Raw genomic sequence first — 14359 nt, 5'->3', positions numbered from 1 at the left:
TGATCTTAAATAAATCAAACTTAGAAACTTCGCATTTCGAATATAGCTTAAATATATTAAGCAAGTTAAAAAATGGAAGCTATCAGTTTTTTGATGAAGATTTTAAATTACTTGCCAACCTCAATATTACCAGAGAAAATATTGAAACCGTAAAATACGCTGTAAAATCTACAAGCCCTATAAAATCTACTGATAAAGTTGAGCTTAAAACTCCTTTTAAAATCTGGGATCCTTCAACGGGAATTCATTTAGGACCGATCACTTTACATTATTATAGTTTAATGTTTATTTTCGCATTCGGAATCGGATATTTCCTGATGACAAAAATGTATTCTATCGATGGTGTTGATACAAAATATGTAGAACCATTCTTCACCTGGACTTTGATCGGAACCATTTTAGGAGCCAGATTAGGTCATGTTATTTTTTACCAGCCGGAATTATTTAAAGAAGATTTCTGGAGTGTATTTTTACCGATAAGCACCAAAAACGGATTAAAATTCACAGGATTTGCAGGTCTTGCAAGTCACGGAGCAACTCTTGCTGTGATTGTAACAACCCTTTACTATTCCTATAAAATCGTGAAAAAAAATCCGCTTTGGGTTTTCGACAGATTGGGAATCGTTGTTGCAATCGGAGGAGCATTTGTAAGAATGGGGAATTTTTTCAACTCTGAAATCATTGGAAAACCGGTTGATCCAACTTCACCTTTTGCATTACTTTTCCCTCAACAAAGCAGTGAGTACGGTGTTACAGTTCCCCGTTATCCTACCCAATTGTTTGAAGCTGCAGGTTACGTAACTTTATTTGTGATTCTTTGGGTTTTATATAGAAGAACGGATAAAAAGTATCAGCAGGGATGGTTATTCGGATTGTTCTTTTTCCTTCTTTGGGCAATCAGATTCTTTGTAGAATTCCTTAAAATGCCTCAAGGCAAAGAAGTTATCTCTTTTGCAGGTTTGAATACAGGACAAATTTTATCAATACCTTTTATGATTGCAGGTTTGGTAATTATGTTCTATTCTAAAAACAATAAGGCTCTTCCAGAAACGGAAAAAACGATGTAAAAAAAAATTAAAATATTACTGAAAGTCACAACTGAGTTGTGACTTTTTTGTTGAGATAAAGGAAGACATTTCCCAATTCACCAATTACATCCGTTGGAAGCATCGATTCTTTTGAGAACTTCTTGGCAGCAAAATCTGCAGCTTTTCCGTGAAGCCATACTCCTAAAATACTGGCGTTTTCGGGAGAATATTTTTGCGCTAAAAGTGAAGTGATGATACCTGTTAATAGATCGCCGCTTCCACCTTTTGCCAAACCTGAATTTCCTGTAATGTTATAAAAAACCTTTCCTTTAGGATCAATAATCTGCGTATGATGATCTTTTAAAACAATAAAAATCTGTAATTCTTTTGCTTTAATCCTTGCCAGTTCCAATCTTTCAAATGAATCTTCAGTTGTACCAAAAAGTCTTTCAAATTCTTTAGGATGTGGCGTGATCACAGAATTTTTTGGAATTAAATTTATATGATCTTGATTTTTAGAAATAATATTTAAGGCATCCGCATCTAATAATAGAGGATTTTCAGACTGCTTTAAAAATTTCAAAAGAGATTTTTCTGTTTGAGATTCTGTACCTAAACCAGGTCCTATTCCATAAACAGAATCTTTCTGAATTTCAATTTCTTCTATATATTTTTTTCCGCCTGAAATGAACATGGCTTCGGGGCAACTTGTTTGGAGAATTTCGTATCCACAATTTGGTGCAATCGTAAAAGTGAGTCCGGTTCCGGTTTTTAAAGCTGACTTTGTTGCCAAAACTGCAGCTCCAATTTTACCACAACTTCCAGCAACAATGATTGCTTTTCCGTAAGTTCCTTTATGTGCAAAATCATTTTTAGGTTTGAAAATCTCCTTTATCATTTCATCATCAATAACAAAATAATCCGTCGGAGTTTTATTAATATATTCTTTGTTTAAATCTATATCTAAAATAACAACCTTCCCTGCAAATTTTCCGGTTTCAGGATGGAGAAAACTTCTTTTCCAGAATTGAAAACTTAATGTATAATCTGCTTGAAAAATGGTTTGATTTTCTTCTATAATCTTATCTGAAAAAAGTCCGGAAGGAACATCGACAGAAATTTTAACTTGGTTTAATTTATTCAGTTTTTCAATCAATTCAGCATAAACTCCATCTAATTTTCGAGATAATCCGGTTCCAAAAAGTGCATCGATTATGATCGTATCCTGATCAAATTGAAAAGAATCAATATCTTTAAAATCATGAACTAAAATCCCTGAAATTTCTTTTAATCTTTGGTAATTGATCTGAGCATCATCAGAAAATTTATCATTTGACAAATCAATGAGAACATCAACATCAAAACCTTTGAGATAAAGCATCCTTGCAATTGCAAAACCATCTCCTCCATTGTTTCCTTTTCCACAAAAGACTGCAAACTTAGAATAGTTTTTGCAATGTTGAAAAATCCATTCTGCACATTTAGATGCCGCTCTTTCCATTAATGAAATAGAAGTGATTGGCACATTTGCAATAGTAAATTCATCCGCTGCTTTTATTTCTTCTGCTGTAAAAATTTTCATTAAACATTGTTTTACATAAATTTAATCATTAAAATTTAAAAATATTGGGTTTCTCAACTTAAAAATCTGATAAAATTTGCACAATTACTGTTTTTAAATTATAATTTTGTTTTAAACATTTAAAAAATATAAATTATGGGATTTATTAAAGATTTTAAAGATTTTGCTTTCAAGGGCAACGTTGTTGATCTTGCAGTAGGTGTAATTATTGGTGCTGCTTTCAGTGCTATTGTAAAATCATTTGTGGATGATATCATCACCCCTCTTTTACTTAACCCTGCTTTGGAAAAAGCTAACGTAAAAAACATCGCTGAACTTTCTTGGAACGGTGTGAAATACGGAAACTTCCTTTCTTCGGTTATCAGTTTCTTAATTGTAGCATTTGTTTTATTTATGCTGATTAAAGGAATTGCAAGTTTGAGCAAAAAAGAAGATGCTCCGATTGAAGCTCCAGCAGGACCAACTGAAGATCAAAAACTATTGACGGAAATCAGAGATTTATTGAAAAGTAAAAATAATATATAAAAAACAAACTCGCCGCAAATTGATTTGCGGCGAGTTTTATTGATAAAGAAATTCTTCTTAATGAATCTGCAGTATGCTTGAGATTTGCTCAGCCAAAGAAAGTCCAATTCTGTCCTGTGCTTCCAAAGTTGAAGCTCCTGTATGTGGAGTTAAAGAAATTTTAGCATGATTTAAAATCTCCTTAGAAGGTGTTGGCTCGTTGATGAAAACATCTAGACCCGCAAATTTCACTTTCCCTGAGTCTAATGCTTCAATCAAAGCAGCTTCGTCAATCACACCACCTCTAGAGCAGTTTACGATTGCTACACCATCTTTCATAATATCAAACTCATTTTTCCCAATCATGAAGCCTTCTTTCTGAGCCGGAACGTGAAGCGTGATAAAATCTGAATGTTTCAAAACTTCTTGTAAAGGTTCAGTTTCTATATCAACATTGATGAATTGATTGTTGTAGAAAGTCACTTTAATACTCGCTTTTCCGATCATGTTATCAGCAGCAATCACTCTCATACCAAGTCCTAACGCAATTTTTGCAACTTCCTGACCGATTCTTCCCATTCCGATAATTCCGATGGTTTTGCCTTTCAGTTCAATTCCTGCAGCGTAAGCCTTTTTAAGTGAAGCAAATTCTGTATCACCAACCAAAGGCATTTTTCTATTTGAATCTTGTAAGAATCTTGCTCCCGAAAATAAATGCGCAAAAACCAATTCAGCAACAGATTCCGAAGAAGCTGAAGGTGTATTGATGACATGAATTCCTTTTCCTCTCGCGTAATCAACATCAATATTATCCATTCCTACTCCACCTCTACCGATAATTTCGATCGATGGGCAGTTGTCAATCAATTCTTTTCTCACCTGAGTTGCACTTCTTACCAGAATCGTTCTGATCTTGTGTTCGTTTATATAATCAACCAAAGCTTCCTGAGAAACTTTTTTTGTAATTACTTCAAAACCTTTTTCCGTCAATGCATCAATCCCTGACTGATCTAAGCCGTCATTTGCTAAAACTTTCATATGTAACTGAATATTATTTAAAAATTGAAAGATTTAAAAATTAAAATACACTTTATGTAAATTTTAATTTTTAAATCTTTTAATTATATTTTTTAATCTTTAAAAACTTCGATGGTCACCTGTTTCTCAACCAAATCAGTAAATTTTCCTTTATATCTTGTTGCGCGAACCAAATGATTGTCGATCCAGTGATAGTTTCCACCTCTTGGTTTTCCGCACAATACACTGTGATATTTAAATCCGTGTTTGTCTAACCAATCGATTGTAATCTGCTTCAAATTTTCAGTTCTTGAGGTGAAAAAACAGATTTGGTGACCTTCGTCGTACCATTTGTTAACTGTTTCTAAAGCATCAGGATAAGGTAAACATGTTACCATTCTTTCCGGTTCTTCATTGGGAACATCATCTGTAACTGTTCCGTCGATATCAATCAAATAATTCTTAACTCCATCCTTCAAAATCGGACTTATGTGCTCAATATAATCTAGTTCCATCTTCAATTTTTTAAAGCGCAAAGTTACACATTATCAACTAAAGAGTTGTATTAATCTTAGTTTATGTTAAAATTTTAACACAAAAAATCTATTTAAATAAGTAAAGAATACTATTCTGTTGCATTATTCACAAATTTAACCTCTTTTTTTTATTTAAAAAAAAGCCAATATTTCATAAATATTAAAAATTTTAAACAATTATTTTACGAAATCATGATTTAAACTTAAATTTGTAGGAATGGAAGAATATGTAGTTTTAGTAAATCCCAAAGATGAAGTTTTGGGTTTGATGGAAAAACAGCAGGCTCATATCAATGGTTTGCTGCATCGTGCATTTTCTGTATTTTTATTTAATGATAATGGCGAAATGCTTTTACAGAAGCGTGCTTCGGCGAAATATCACTCACCCAATCAATGGACCAATGCCGTTTGTTCGCATCCAAGAGATGGTGAAAATTATCTTGACGGTGCAAAAAGAAGAGTAAAAGAAGAATTAGGAATTGAAGCTGAACTTTCAGAAAAATTTAATTTCATCTATAAAGCAGATGTTGGAGGTGGACTTTGGGAGCACGAGCTTGATTATGTCTTCACAGGATCTTACAATTCAGAATTTAATCTTAATCAGGATGAAGTGGAAGAAGTACGATATATTTCTATGGAAAATCTGGATAAGGAAATTACAGAAAATCCTGAAAAATTTACTGAATGGTTTAAAATTATTCTCGAAGAATATAAACACCACTTTTAAATATAATGATGAAAAAAATAATATTCATAGTTTCAGTTTTCATAAGCGTTTTGTCTTTTTCACAGAAATTAGGTACAGAACTTTATGACAGTGAAAATTATTCCATCGAAATGCCCGATACATGGAAAGCAACTAACGACGCAGGAATTGTCAATATTTTCCCAACCAATCAGATTGGTGCAATCACAATTTCCGAATATGATGATCTGAATCTACCTAAAGCTGAGATCAAAAAGTTTATTCTGGCTTTGTATAAATCTTCCGATGAAGAAAAGAAAATAAAGACAGGAAGCGGTAAAAAAGGTTATACAGAATACAACTACGAATTTTTTGACGAGCATGAGAAAATATTCTGGATCACAAAAGTGCTTCAGAAGGAGAAAAAATTATATCTTCTCACCATCAATTGTCAGCAAAAATACTGGAACGGAAATTACATGAAGCTTTTCAACGAAGCTTTTGAAACTTTTAAAATAAAGAAATAAAAATAAACATGAAGAAAACAGCCTTGTACGACAAACACGTTTCTTTGGGAGCGAAAATTGTACCTTTTGCAGGATTTGATATGCCTGTACAATATTCCGGAGTGACGGAAGAACATTTTTCAGTAAGAGAAAAAGCGGGATTATTTGACGTGTCTCACATGGGACAGTTTTTCATTGAAGGTGAAGGTTCTAAAGATCTTTTACAATTCGTAACAACAAACAATGTTGATGCTCTTGAAAACGGAAAAGCTCAATATTCTTGCCTTCCAAACGAAGATGGTGGAATTGTAGATGATTTGATCGTTTATAAAATGGAGGACAATAAATATTTTGTCGTAGTAAACGCTTCAAATATTGAAAAAGACTGGGATCACATCTCAAAATACAATACGTTTGGTGCAAAAATGACAAATGCTTCAGACGAAATGTCTCTTTTGGCAGTTCAGGGTCCGAAAGCAACTGAAATTCTTCAGAAATTAACTGAAAGTAATCTTTCAGAAATTCCTTATTATCATTTTACCGTTGGTTCAGTGACAGGAGTAAGTGATGTAATTATTTCAAACACAGGTTACACAGGAAGCGGCGGTTTTGAAATTTATTTTAAAAACGAAAATGCAGAACAACTTTGGGATGCAATTATTGAAGCCGGAGAAAGTGAAGGAATTATTCCTTGCGGATTGGCTGCAAGAGATACTTTAAGACTTGAAAAAGGTTTCTGTCTTTACGGAATGGACATTGATGACACCACCTCTCCTATCGAAGCAGGATTGGGCTGGATCACAAAATTTGATAAAGATTTTGTGTCTAAAGAAATTTTCGCAAAACAAAAAGAAGAAGGTGTTACCAGAAAATTGGTTGGTTTTGAATTAACTGATAAAGGAGTTCCAAGACATGATTATCCGGTTGTTGATGCAGAAGGTAATGTAATCGGAAAAGTAACTTCAGGAACGCAGTCTCCAATGAAAAAAATAGGTTTGGGAATCGCTTATGTTGATAAACCTCATTTCAAATTGGGAACAGAAATTTTTATTCAGGTAAGAAACAAAAATATTCCGGCGAAGGTGGTGAAAATGCCTTTTGTATAATAAAATACTTTAAATTTAATCAAAATCTTTCTCTTTAAAGTGGGAAAATTAATTTTGATTAAATTTTCAAGCAATTTTTTCCCCGACCCTAAAGGGAGAAATTGCTTTGAAATAAAAAACCACAGATTTGATCTGTGGTTTTTACTTTCTAAGAAAAATAAGAGTTTTTAATTATTTCCGTTGAAATGGGCTCTTAAATTTTCAATGTTTTTCTTATCGTTACCTATAAAAATCTCTGTATCTGTAAGGAAAACCGGGCGCTTCAAGAAAGTGTAATGGTCTAATAACAATTCTTTGAAATCATCTTCTCCCATTGTTTTCAAATCAAGCTCTCTCAGTTTTATCTGAGTAGATTTTTTACTAAACAAATCCTCGTAAGAATTGGTAATTTTGTGCATTGCCTCTACTTCTTGTACTGTAATCGGCTCTTTCTTTATTTCACGCATCTCCCAATCTCTCAGATCAAATTTTGCTAAAATTTTTCTGCAAGTGTCGCAACTATTAAGATAAAATACTTTTTTCATCTATATTATAATTTTTATTATTGACGTTCAAAATTGAACATTTTGACAATATAACACTTTAATATCTTAAAAGACGAATTTAATCTGACTTTTTGAAAATAATTAAATATCTTTAGTAAAATATTAAAAAAAATGGATAACAAACCGATTACATTTCAATTTATTTCAGAGCCTTCAGATGTCAATTACGGAGGAAATGTACATGGTGGAAGCGTAATGAAATGGATTGACCAAGCGGGATATGCCTGTGCAACAACCTGGAGCGGAAATTATTCTGTCACGGTTTACGTCGGTGGAATCCGTTTTTATGACCCGATCAAAATCGGAGAAATTGTTAAAGTTGAAGCTCAGGTAATTTATACAGGATCTTCGAGTATGCATATTTCGATCAACGTCTTCTCCAGAAACCTGAAACAGCCTGTTTTCGATAAAAAAACGCATTGTATTATTGTATTTGTTGCAGTTGACGAGAATGGAAAAAAACTTCCCGTTCCGAAGTGGATTCCCGAATCTAACGAGGAGAAACAGCAGGAAATGTACGCAAAACGTCTGATGGAACTCAGAACACAGATTGAAGACGAAATGAAACCATTTCTTTAAACTTAATTATGCAAAGAATTGATTTTTTAAAATTGTCATCTTTAGGATTTTTCGGATTGTACTCATGCGGAATTTCTAACTCTTTAAAAAAAGATTGTCGATTGGCAATACAACTTTACACCGTAAGAGGAGCTGTTTCAAAAAATTTAGAGAAAGCTTTAGAAAGAATAGCGGCTTTAGGTTTTAAAGATTTGGAAATCTATGGATATGATGGAACCTTTTTCGGCAAAAACAGGACTGAATTTCAATCTATTTTAAATAATACAGGCTTAAAAGTCATCAGTTCACATCATCAAACCGGAGTTGTAAAAAACGGAAGAGGAACTTTACTTAATAGTTGGGACAAATCTGTTGAGGATTTAAATTTTATCGGATCAAAATATATGGTGTGTTCTTACCTGGTTCCTGAAGAAAGAACACTTGAAAACTACAGAAAACTACCTGAATTATTGAATAAATCTGCAGAAATTACAAAGCAATCCGGAATTCAATTTGCATATCACAATCATGACTTTGAGTTTGAGAAATTAGACGAAAAACAATTGATGTATGATTTCATTTTAGAGAATACTTCGCCTGATCTAGTCAAAATGGAACTAGATTTATACTGGATTTCAAAAGCAGGATTTGACCCTTTGGACTATTTTGAAAAGTATCCGAAAAGGTTTCCATTATGGCATGTGAAGGACATGCAGAAAGACACCAAAAAATTTGCAGAAGTTGGATCTGGAACAATTGATTTTAAAAAGATCTTCGAAGCAAGAGAAAAAGCAGGTTTGAAATATTGGTTTGTTGAGCAAGATTCAAGTGATAAAGATATTTTTGAAAGCCTTACGATGAGTAAAAAGTATATTAACGATAATTCTTTTTTCTTTAATAAGAAATAGAATTTTATTTAATTAAAAAGCAAAGTCTTCCAATTACGGAAGACTTTCTATTTTAAAAGTTTTAGTATTAGCAAGTAATCACTTGTGGACAACTAATATATTGGCTGCAATATTTAGGACCTGTTACAGCTCCTGTGCAGCTGCATTTACAAAGCGATAAATCTGGAGTGCCAATTTTGCCAACACCTCCAACGATGTCTTTCAGATCAGAACTTTTTAATTTCTTAGCGTTTTTTAAAATTTCATTTAACATAATAATTTGGTTTAAGTTGAAAAATATAAGATTATAATTTATACCGCGAAGTCATCGCAAGTATAAACTTGTGGACAGGCAATGTAAGTCGGGCAATATTTCGGCCCTGTAACTGCACCTGAACAACTACATCCACAAAGAGATAAATCGGGAGTACCAATTTTTCCGGCTCCTCCTACAATCTCTTTCAGATCAGAAGTTTTTAATTTCTTAGCATTTTTTAGAATTTCATTTAACATAATAATTTGGTTTTAAGTTGTATTCAAATTTAACAATTATAACAACTACATTGCAATTTACTTTACATTATTTATAACGTTAAATATAAATTGTTATTATTTATTCTAAAATATTATTATTTAATTAACTTTTAAAAAATAAAAATCAACCAACAATTAAACTTGATTAAATAAAAAATCCTTCCAAATTTCTCTGAAAGGATTCTTTATTTATGGTGAAACTGAATTATCTTGCGATGTTTACAGCTCTTGTTTCTCTGATTACGGTAACTCTTACTTGTCCCGGATAAGTCAGCTCGTTCTGAATTTTCTCTGAGATGTCATAAGAAAGTTGAGAAGCGATCTCGTCATTTACTTTTCCGCTTTCTACCATTACTCTCAATTCTCTTCCTGCCTGAATTGCATAGGCACTCGAAACTCCGTCAAAGCTTAATGCCGCAGCTTCAAGATCTTTCAATCTCTGGATATAAGATTCTAAAACCTGACGTCTTGCTCCCGGTCTTGCTCCTGAAATCGCATCGGCAACCTGAATGATTGGTGATAATAATGAAGTCATTTCTACTTCGTCGTGGTGAGCTCCAATTGCATTGATAACTTCAGGGTTTTCACCGTATTTCTCTGCCCATTGCATTCCTAATAAAGCGTGAGGAAGTTCAGATTCCTGTTCCGGAACTTTACCAATATCGTGTAAAAGACCTGCTCTTTTAGCCATTTTTACATTTAATCCTAATTCAGCAGCCATTGTTGCAGCAATGTTTGCTACTTCTCTTGAGTGTTGTAAAAGGTTTTGTCCGTAAGACGAACGGTATTTCATTCTACCGACAATTTTCACCAATTCCGGGTGTAAACCGTGGATTCCAAGATCGATGATGGTTCTTTTACCAACCTCAATGATCTCTTCTTCGATCATTTTTTTAGTTTTCTCAACAACTTCTTCGATTCTTGCAGGGTGAATTCTACCGTCAGTTACCAATCTGTGAAGTGATAATCTAGCGATCTCTCTTCTTACAGGATCGAAACATGAAAGAAGAATAGCTTCCGGAGTATCATCTACGATGATTTCAACACCAGTCATAGCTTCTAAAGCACGGATATTTCTACCTTCTCTACCGATAATTCTACCTTTTACTTCGTCTGATTCGATATTAAATACAGAAACCGAATTTTCAATTGCCTGTTCTGTACCAATTCTTTGAATAGTCTGAATAACTATTTTTCTTGCTTCGCTTTTTGCATTCAACTGAGCTTCTTCCATGATGCTCTGAACGTGAGCCTGAGCTCTTGTTTTTGCTTCAGCTTTCATGGTTTCCACCAATTCTGCTTTCGCTTCTTCTGCAGTATAATTTGAAATTTTCTCAAGCATTTCAACTTTCTTCGATGTAGCCGAATCCAGTTCTTGCTGTTTTTTCTCTAGAATTTCAGTTTTCTTCGCGTAATCAGCGATTTGTCTGTCAAGATCTTTTTCTAATTTTCCGGCTTTGCTAAGCTCGTCATTCAGTTTGTTTTCTTTGTCTTTAGTTCTTTTTTCAGCTTCCTGCATTTTTCTTTCACGTGACTGAATGTCTGCATCATGCTGAGATTTCAGTTCAAGAAATTTTTCTTTAGCCTGAAGGTTTTTTTCTTTTTTTATGGATTCGGCTTGTACATTAGCCTTCTCTATAAGGTTTTCGGCATTTTTGGTTGCATCGTCTATAATAAATTTGCCTTTAGCATTGAGGGAACTTTTAGAAAATACCATTCCTAAAACAGCACCTATTACTAAACAAATAACGCCGACTATTATGGCTGTTGTCATATATATATTGAGTTTTAATTGTCTAAATTTAAAAATAAAAAAGCCTACAATAATCCAGTGATTTAGAGTAAACTCCCGATCTCCACGATTTGATCTGATTTCTTCTCTCTGTAATCTGCGTAAAGCAGCACGCCATTGAAAAGACTTTCGAACATTAATTGTTTAGTGTTGAGTTTACCTTAATGTGTTAGAATTACTGTAGGCAGCTTTTTGTGGAAAAATTTATTTTCCAACTTCATTCAACGTCTGATTAATTTTGGCTAATCTTTCGTTGGTAGAATTTATATTTCTTTCGTAGTTCATAGATACCACTTCTGCATTGGTTCCCAATTTAAGGGCACACATTGCCAAAGCATCCTGTTTATCTCTTACATCGAAATTCTGTTCAAAATCTTTAATCATATTTTCAATCTGCTTCCCCACTTTGCGCAAAGTTTCTTCCTCTGCTGCGGGTACATTCAGCGGATATACTCTTCCTGCAATGTTGATGGTTATTCTTCTTACCTCCATTATAGTCCACTGTTTTGAAGCTGTGCAATACAAAAGTCTACTTCTTTTACCAATCTGTTGATATGGCTTTTCATGAGTCTGTTGTGTTCAGGATTTCCTGATATTGCTGAATACAATTTTATATTTTTCTGTTCTTCTGCTAATACCTGATTTTTCTTTCGCTCTTCATCGTACTTCATCTTCAGCTCTTCATGCTCTTTATTTAATTCTGATAACTTTTCAGAAAGATTTTGATGACTTTTATGAAGATTCAAAATCTTTTTTTCCAGTTCAGAAAAATTGTTTTCTAATTCTTGAAGCATTTCAGGTTTCTAAATATTCTAACTAAAAGCAAAAATATGAAAATAAAAAGACCCACAAAAATAAAAGTCTCTATATTTTGACTAAAAACAAAAAGGAGATGCCAAAGCATCTCCTTTCTACATTAATTTTTTATTATATTATTCAAATTTCAATACAAACATTACGGCTCTTGTCTGTAAAGTAGAAACTGCTGCAGACCAGTAAGGCGGCGTAGTTGCATTATCAGCAACCATTTCGTTGTTCATAAAGAACGTTCCTCTGATGGCAGGAGTCAATTTAAATTTATTGAAATAAAACTGGATTCCCATCTCTGCAGAATACGCAAAATTGTGCGTTGTAGATCTGAAAACCTGTTGTTGATTATCATCTGCCGAATCCGAATTTGACTGTAAGTTTACAATATAATTCACACCAGCTGCAATATAAGGTCTTGAATTGTACCATCTTTCACCATGAAGTTCCAATAAAACAGGAACGTCAACCAAAGTTGATTTAATTTCTCTTACTCTATCTTTTTCAGTTAAGGCAATAGGAGTAAATGGAGGGTTCTGAGGATTCCCGTTTTGATAAATATCGTTTGATTGTGTATTAAAGATCAATTGTCTCTGTGCAAACTGCAAACCTGGTTCTACTCTTACGTCTAAATAATCATTTAGTCTGAATTTTGTGATAAGACCTGCACCAAAACTGTAACTCTCTTTTGAAGTAACAAGATTTGTGTTTCCGCTCATCCCATATCTTGGGTTAAGAACGATGCGGTAGTCTAGTCTATTTCCGTTTAAAAAGAATCCCCAGCTGAATTTCTGCTGGTCAAAATCTTCCAGCTTATCCATCCTGTTACGAGTTCTAAATTGCGCATCTGCAAAAGTTGCAATGCTAACTGATGCTAAAACCAGAGCTTTTAATAGAAATTTATTCATAGGTTATTTTGTTGCTTTATAAATTGTGGCTATACCTAAACTTAATTTTTTATATTCTACTTTTTTGAATCCTGTATCCAAAAGTATTTGTCTCATTTTTTCTCCAAACGGAAAAGCATTTACAGAATCCGGAAGATATGTGTAAGCTCTGTTGTCTTTTGAAACCAATCTTCCGATTGCCGGTAATATATTTTTGAAATAAAACATATAAAACGGTCCTAAAAAACCTTCCACTTTTGAAAACTCAAGAATATAAACGCTCTTGTTTTCTTTCACTACTCTTCTCAGCTCTGCCAAACCTTTTGTAAGGTTTTCAAAGTTCCTCACTCCAAATGCAACGGAAACAGCATCGAATCTATTGTCCTCGAAAGGTAAATTTTCTGCATCGCCTTTCTGCATAGAAATTTTGCCGTCTAATTTAAGTTTTTTTATTTTAATAACGCCAACATTTAACATTTGTTGCGATAAATCCAAACCAACCACTTTTGCATTGGTACCTTTTTCCACAGCAATTGCCAAATCTCCTGTTCCTGTAGCAACATCAAGTACTTCTTGCGGAGCATCTTCCTTCATCATACGAACAAGTTTGTTTCTCCATAAAACATCTATTTTCATAGACAAAGCATGGTTTAGCAAGTCGTATTTCGGCGCTATATTGTCGAACATATCCTCTACCTGGCTTTTTTTCGTAGCCTCAGAGTTGTAGGGAGTTACTTTATTGATATCGTTTGTCAAAACTTGTAATATTCTTTATAATAGTTAAGGTAATCTTGTTTTCTAAAGATCTTTGAGCGGGATTCTACTTTATCAATGTTCTTTATCAGCTTATCATAATCTTCATCTACATTATAATAAAAGTCTTCTGTATAAAGCTTATTGAATCGTTTAGCCCCCCCAAAATATGGTTTCCCGTCTATAATCGTTTTATCCAACGCCAAAAGTAATGAATCTTTTTTAAGATTGTACCCATAATATTGACGATTAACATAATAATCCTTATGCGCAATGTTAATTAGACCTCTGATCTTATTCACTTCAAAGGCAGAATCGTACAACAATTTCTTATTCTGATCAAAAACTTTAATCGAATTTTTCCCTTTTTTAAGGTTTACATTTACATATTGTCCGGCAGAAATTATCCCTTCAGAACCATTGTTGATTTTATAGTAATAGGTATAAGGAGTCGGGTTATCTACCAGATAATAATTTTTCTTGGCAAGAAAGAAGAAGTAAACTCCAAAAGCAAGTATAAAAACCACAGAGGCGATGAGTAACCCTTTTAAAGACGGATTGTTTTTCATAGATTGTAAAGCACAATTTTTGCAAATTTAATAATATTTTTAATTCTTTCTTATTAATATTAA

19 protein-coding genes are annotated in these 14359 nt (G+C 33.3%); 7 read left to right on the top strand and 12 right to left on the bottom strand.

Features of this window, described 5'->3' with window-relative positions:
• Positions 1–221: 221 nt before the first annotated feature.
• Positions 222–1067: a prolipoprotein diacylglyceryl transferase gene (gene lgt, locus NZ698_RS02520; RefSeq protein WP_263002589.1), complete on the top strand. Its 846-nt coding sequence runs from the start codon at positions 222–224 to the stop codon at positions 1065–1067.
• 25 nt (positions 1068–1092) lie between these two features.
• Here the strand turns inward: lgt and NZ698_RS02515 are convergent, their stop codons facing one another.
• Positions 1093–2610: an NAD(P)H-hydrate dehydratase gene (locus NZ698_RS02515; protein ID WP_263001521.1), complete on the bottom strand. Its 1518-nt coding sequence runs from the start codon at positions 2608–2610 to the stop codon at positions 1093–1095.
• 135 nt (positions 2611–2745) lie between these two features.
• Between NZ698_RS02515 and mscL the strand changes: the two genes are divergently transcribed.
• The gene (gene mscL, locus NZ698_RS02510) at positions 2746–3135 is read left to right on the top strand and encodes a large conductance mechanosensitive channel protein MscL (RefSeq protein WP_263001520.1); all 390 of its coding nucleotides are present in this window, start codon (positions 2746–2748) and stop codon (positions 3133–3135) included.
• A 57-nt stretch (positions 3136–3192) separates the two neighbouring features.
• On the opposite strand, the gene NZ698_RS02505 is transcribed toward mscL, so the two are convergent.
• Positions 3193–4152, bottom strand: a complete 960-nt coding sequence (locus NZ698_RS02505; RefSeq protein ID WP_263001519.1) for an NAD(P)-dependent oxidoreductase — start codon at positions 4150–4152, stop codon at positions 3193–3195.
• Positions 4153–4244: 92 nt separating this feature from the next.
• Positions 4245–4646, bottom strand: coding sequence for an LNS2 domain-containing protein (locus tag NZ698_RS02500; protein ID WP_129534104.1), 402 nt, complete (start codon positions 4644–4646; stop codon positions 4245–4247).
• Positions 4647–4884: 238 nt separating this feature from the next.
• On the opposite strand from NZ698_RS02500, the gene idi reads away from it, so the two are divergent.
• The 3 genes from idi to gcvT are packed head-to-tail and all read left to right on the top strand — an operon-like array spanning position 4885 to position 6964.
• Positions 4885–5394: an isopentenyl-diphosphate Delta-isomerase gene (gene idi, locus NZ698_RS02495; RefSeq protein WP_263001518.1), complete on the top strand. Its 510-nt coding sequence runs from the start codon at positions 4885–4887 to the stop codon at positions 5392–5394.
• 8 nt (positions 5395–5402) lie between these two features.
• Positions 5403–5879 carry a hypothetical protein gene (locus NZ698_RS02490; protein WP_263001517.1) on the top strand — a complete coding sequence of 159 codons (477 nt, stop codon included), beginning with the start codon at positions 5403–5405 and terminating at the stop codon, positions 5877–5879.
• Positions 5880–5887: 8 nt separating this feature from the next.
• Positions 5888–6964, top strand: coding sequence for a glycine cleavage system aminomethyltransferase GcvT (gene gcvT, locus NZ698_RS02485; RefSeq protein ID WP_263001516.1), 1077 nt, complete (start codon positions 5888–5890; stop codon positions 6962–6964).
• Between the two features lie 167 nt (positions 6965–7131).
• Here gcvT and NZ698_RS02480 read toward each other — a convergent pair whose 3' ends face one another.
• Positions 7132–7488: an arsenate reductase family protein gene (locus NZ698_RS02480; protein WP_263001515.1), complete on the bottom strand. Its 357-nt coding sequence runs from the start codon at positions 7486–7488 to the stop codon at positions 7132–7134.
• A gap of 132 nt (positions 7489–7620) precedes the next feature.
• On the opposite strand from NZ698_RS02480, the gene NZ698_RS02475 reads away from it, so the two are divergent.
• Positions 7621–8088, top strand: a complete 468-nt coding sequence (locus tag NZ698_RS02475) for an acyl-CoA thioesterase (protein ID WP_263001514.1) — start codon at positions 7621–7623, stop codon at positions 8086–8088.
• Positions 8089–8096: 8 nt separating this feature from the next.
• Positions 8097–8975: a sugar phosphate isomerase/epimerase family protein gene (locus NZ698_RS02470; RefSeq protein WP_263001513.1), complete on the top strand. Its 879-nt coding sequence runs from the start codon at positions 8097–8099 to the stop codon at positions 8973–8975.
• Positions 8976–9042: 67 nt separating this feature from the next.
• Here the strand turns inward: NZ698_RS02470 and NZ698_RS02465 are convergent, their stop codons facing one another.
• From NZ698_RS02465 to NZ698_RS02430, 8 genes are all read right to left on the bottom strand, one after another.
• Entirely contained in the window at positions 9043–9228 is a 186-nt protein-coding gene (locus NZ698_RS02465; protein ID WP_263001512.1) for a hypothetical protein, read from the bottom strand.
• Between the two features lie 38 nt (positions 9229–9266).
• Positions 9267–9467, bottom strand: a complete 201-nt coding sequence (locus tag NZ698_RS02460) for a hypothetical protein (protein ID WP_263001511.1) — start codon at positions 9465–9467, stop codon at positions 9267–9269.
• A gap of 226 nt (positions 9468–9693) precedes the next feature.
• Positions 9694–11262 carry a ribonuclease Y gene (gene rny / locus NZ698_RS02455; RefSeq protein WP_263001510.1) on the bottom strand — a complete coding sequence of 523 codons (1569 nt, stop codon included), beginning with the start codon at positions 11260–11262 and terminating at the stop codon, positions 9694–9696.
• A 222-nt stretch (positions 11263–11484) separates the two neighbouring features.
• Positions 11485–11772 carry a cell division protein ZapA gene (locus NZ698_RS02450; protein WP_263001509.1) on the bottom strand — a complete coding sequence of 96 codons (288 nt, stop codon included), beginning with the start codon at positions 11770–11772 and terminating at the stop codon, positions 11485–11487.
• Positions 11772–12074 carry a hypothetical protein gene (locus NZ698_RS02445; RefSeq protein WP_263001508.1) on the bottom strand — a complete coding sequence of 101 codons (303 nt, stop codon included), beginning with the start codon at positions 12072–12074 and terminating at the stop codon, positions 11772–11774. The genes NZ698_RS02450 and NZ698_RS02445 overlap by 1 nt, the downstream gene beginning before the upstream one ends.
• A gap of 138 nt (positions 12075–12212) precedes the next feature.
• Positions 12213–12995, bottom strand: coding sequence for a type IX secretion/gliding motility protein PorT/SprT (porT, locus tag NZ698_RS02440; protein ID WP_263001506.1), 783 nt, complete (start codon positions 12993–12995; stop codon positions 12213–12215).
• A 3-nt stretch (positions 12996–12998) separates the two neighbouring features.
• Positions 12999–13730 (bottom strand): bifunctional demethylmenaquinone methyltransferase/2-methoxy-6-polyprenyl-1,4-benzoquinol methylase UbiE, encoded by a 732-nt coding sequence (gene ubiE, locus NZ698_RS02435; protein WP_047442839.1) that lies wholly within the window; start codon positions 13728–13730, stop codon positions 12999–13001.
• Positions 13727–14296, bottom strand: coding sequence for a hypothetical protein (locus NZ698_RS02430; RefSeq protein ID WP_263001504.1), 570 nt, complete (start codon positions 14294–14296; stop codon positions 13727–13729). Before NZ698_RS02430 ends, ubiE begins: the two co-directional genes overlap by 4 nt.
• Positions 14297–14359 lie beyond the last annotated feature (63 nt).

This window comes from Chryseobacterium edaphi (assembly GCF_025628985.1).
Classification (GTDB): Bacteria; Bacteroidota; Bacteroidia; order Flavobacteriales; family Weeksellaceae; genus Chryseobacterium; species Chryseobacterium edaphi.
The sequence above is the reverse complement of the archived record's forward strand: the minus strand, read 5'-3'. Positions and strand labels throughout refer to the sequence as shown.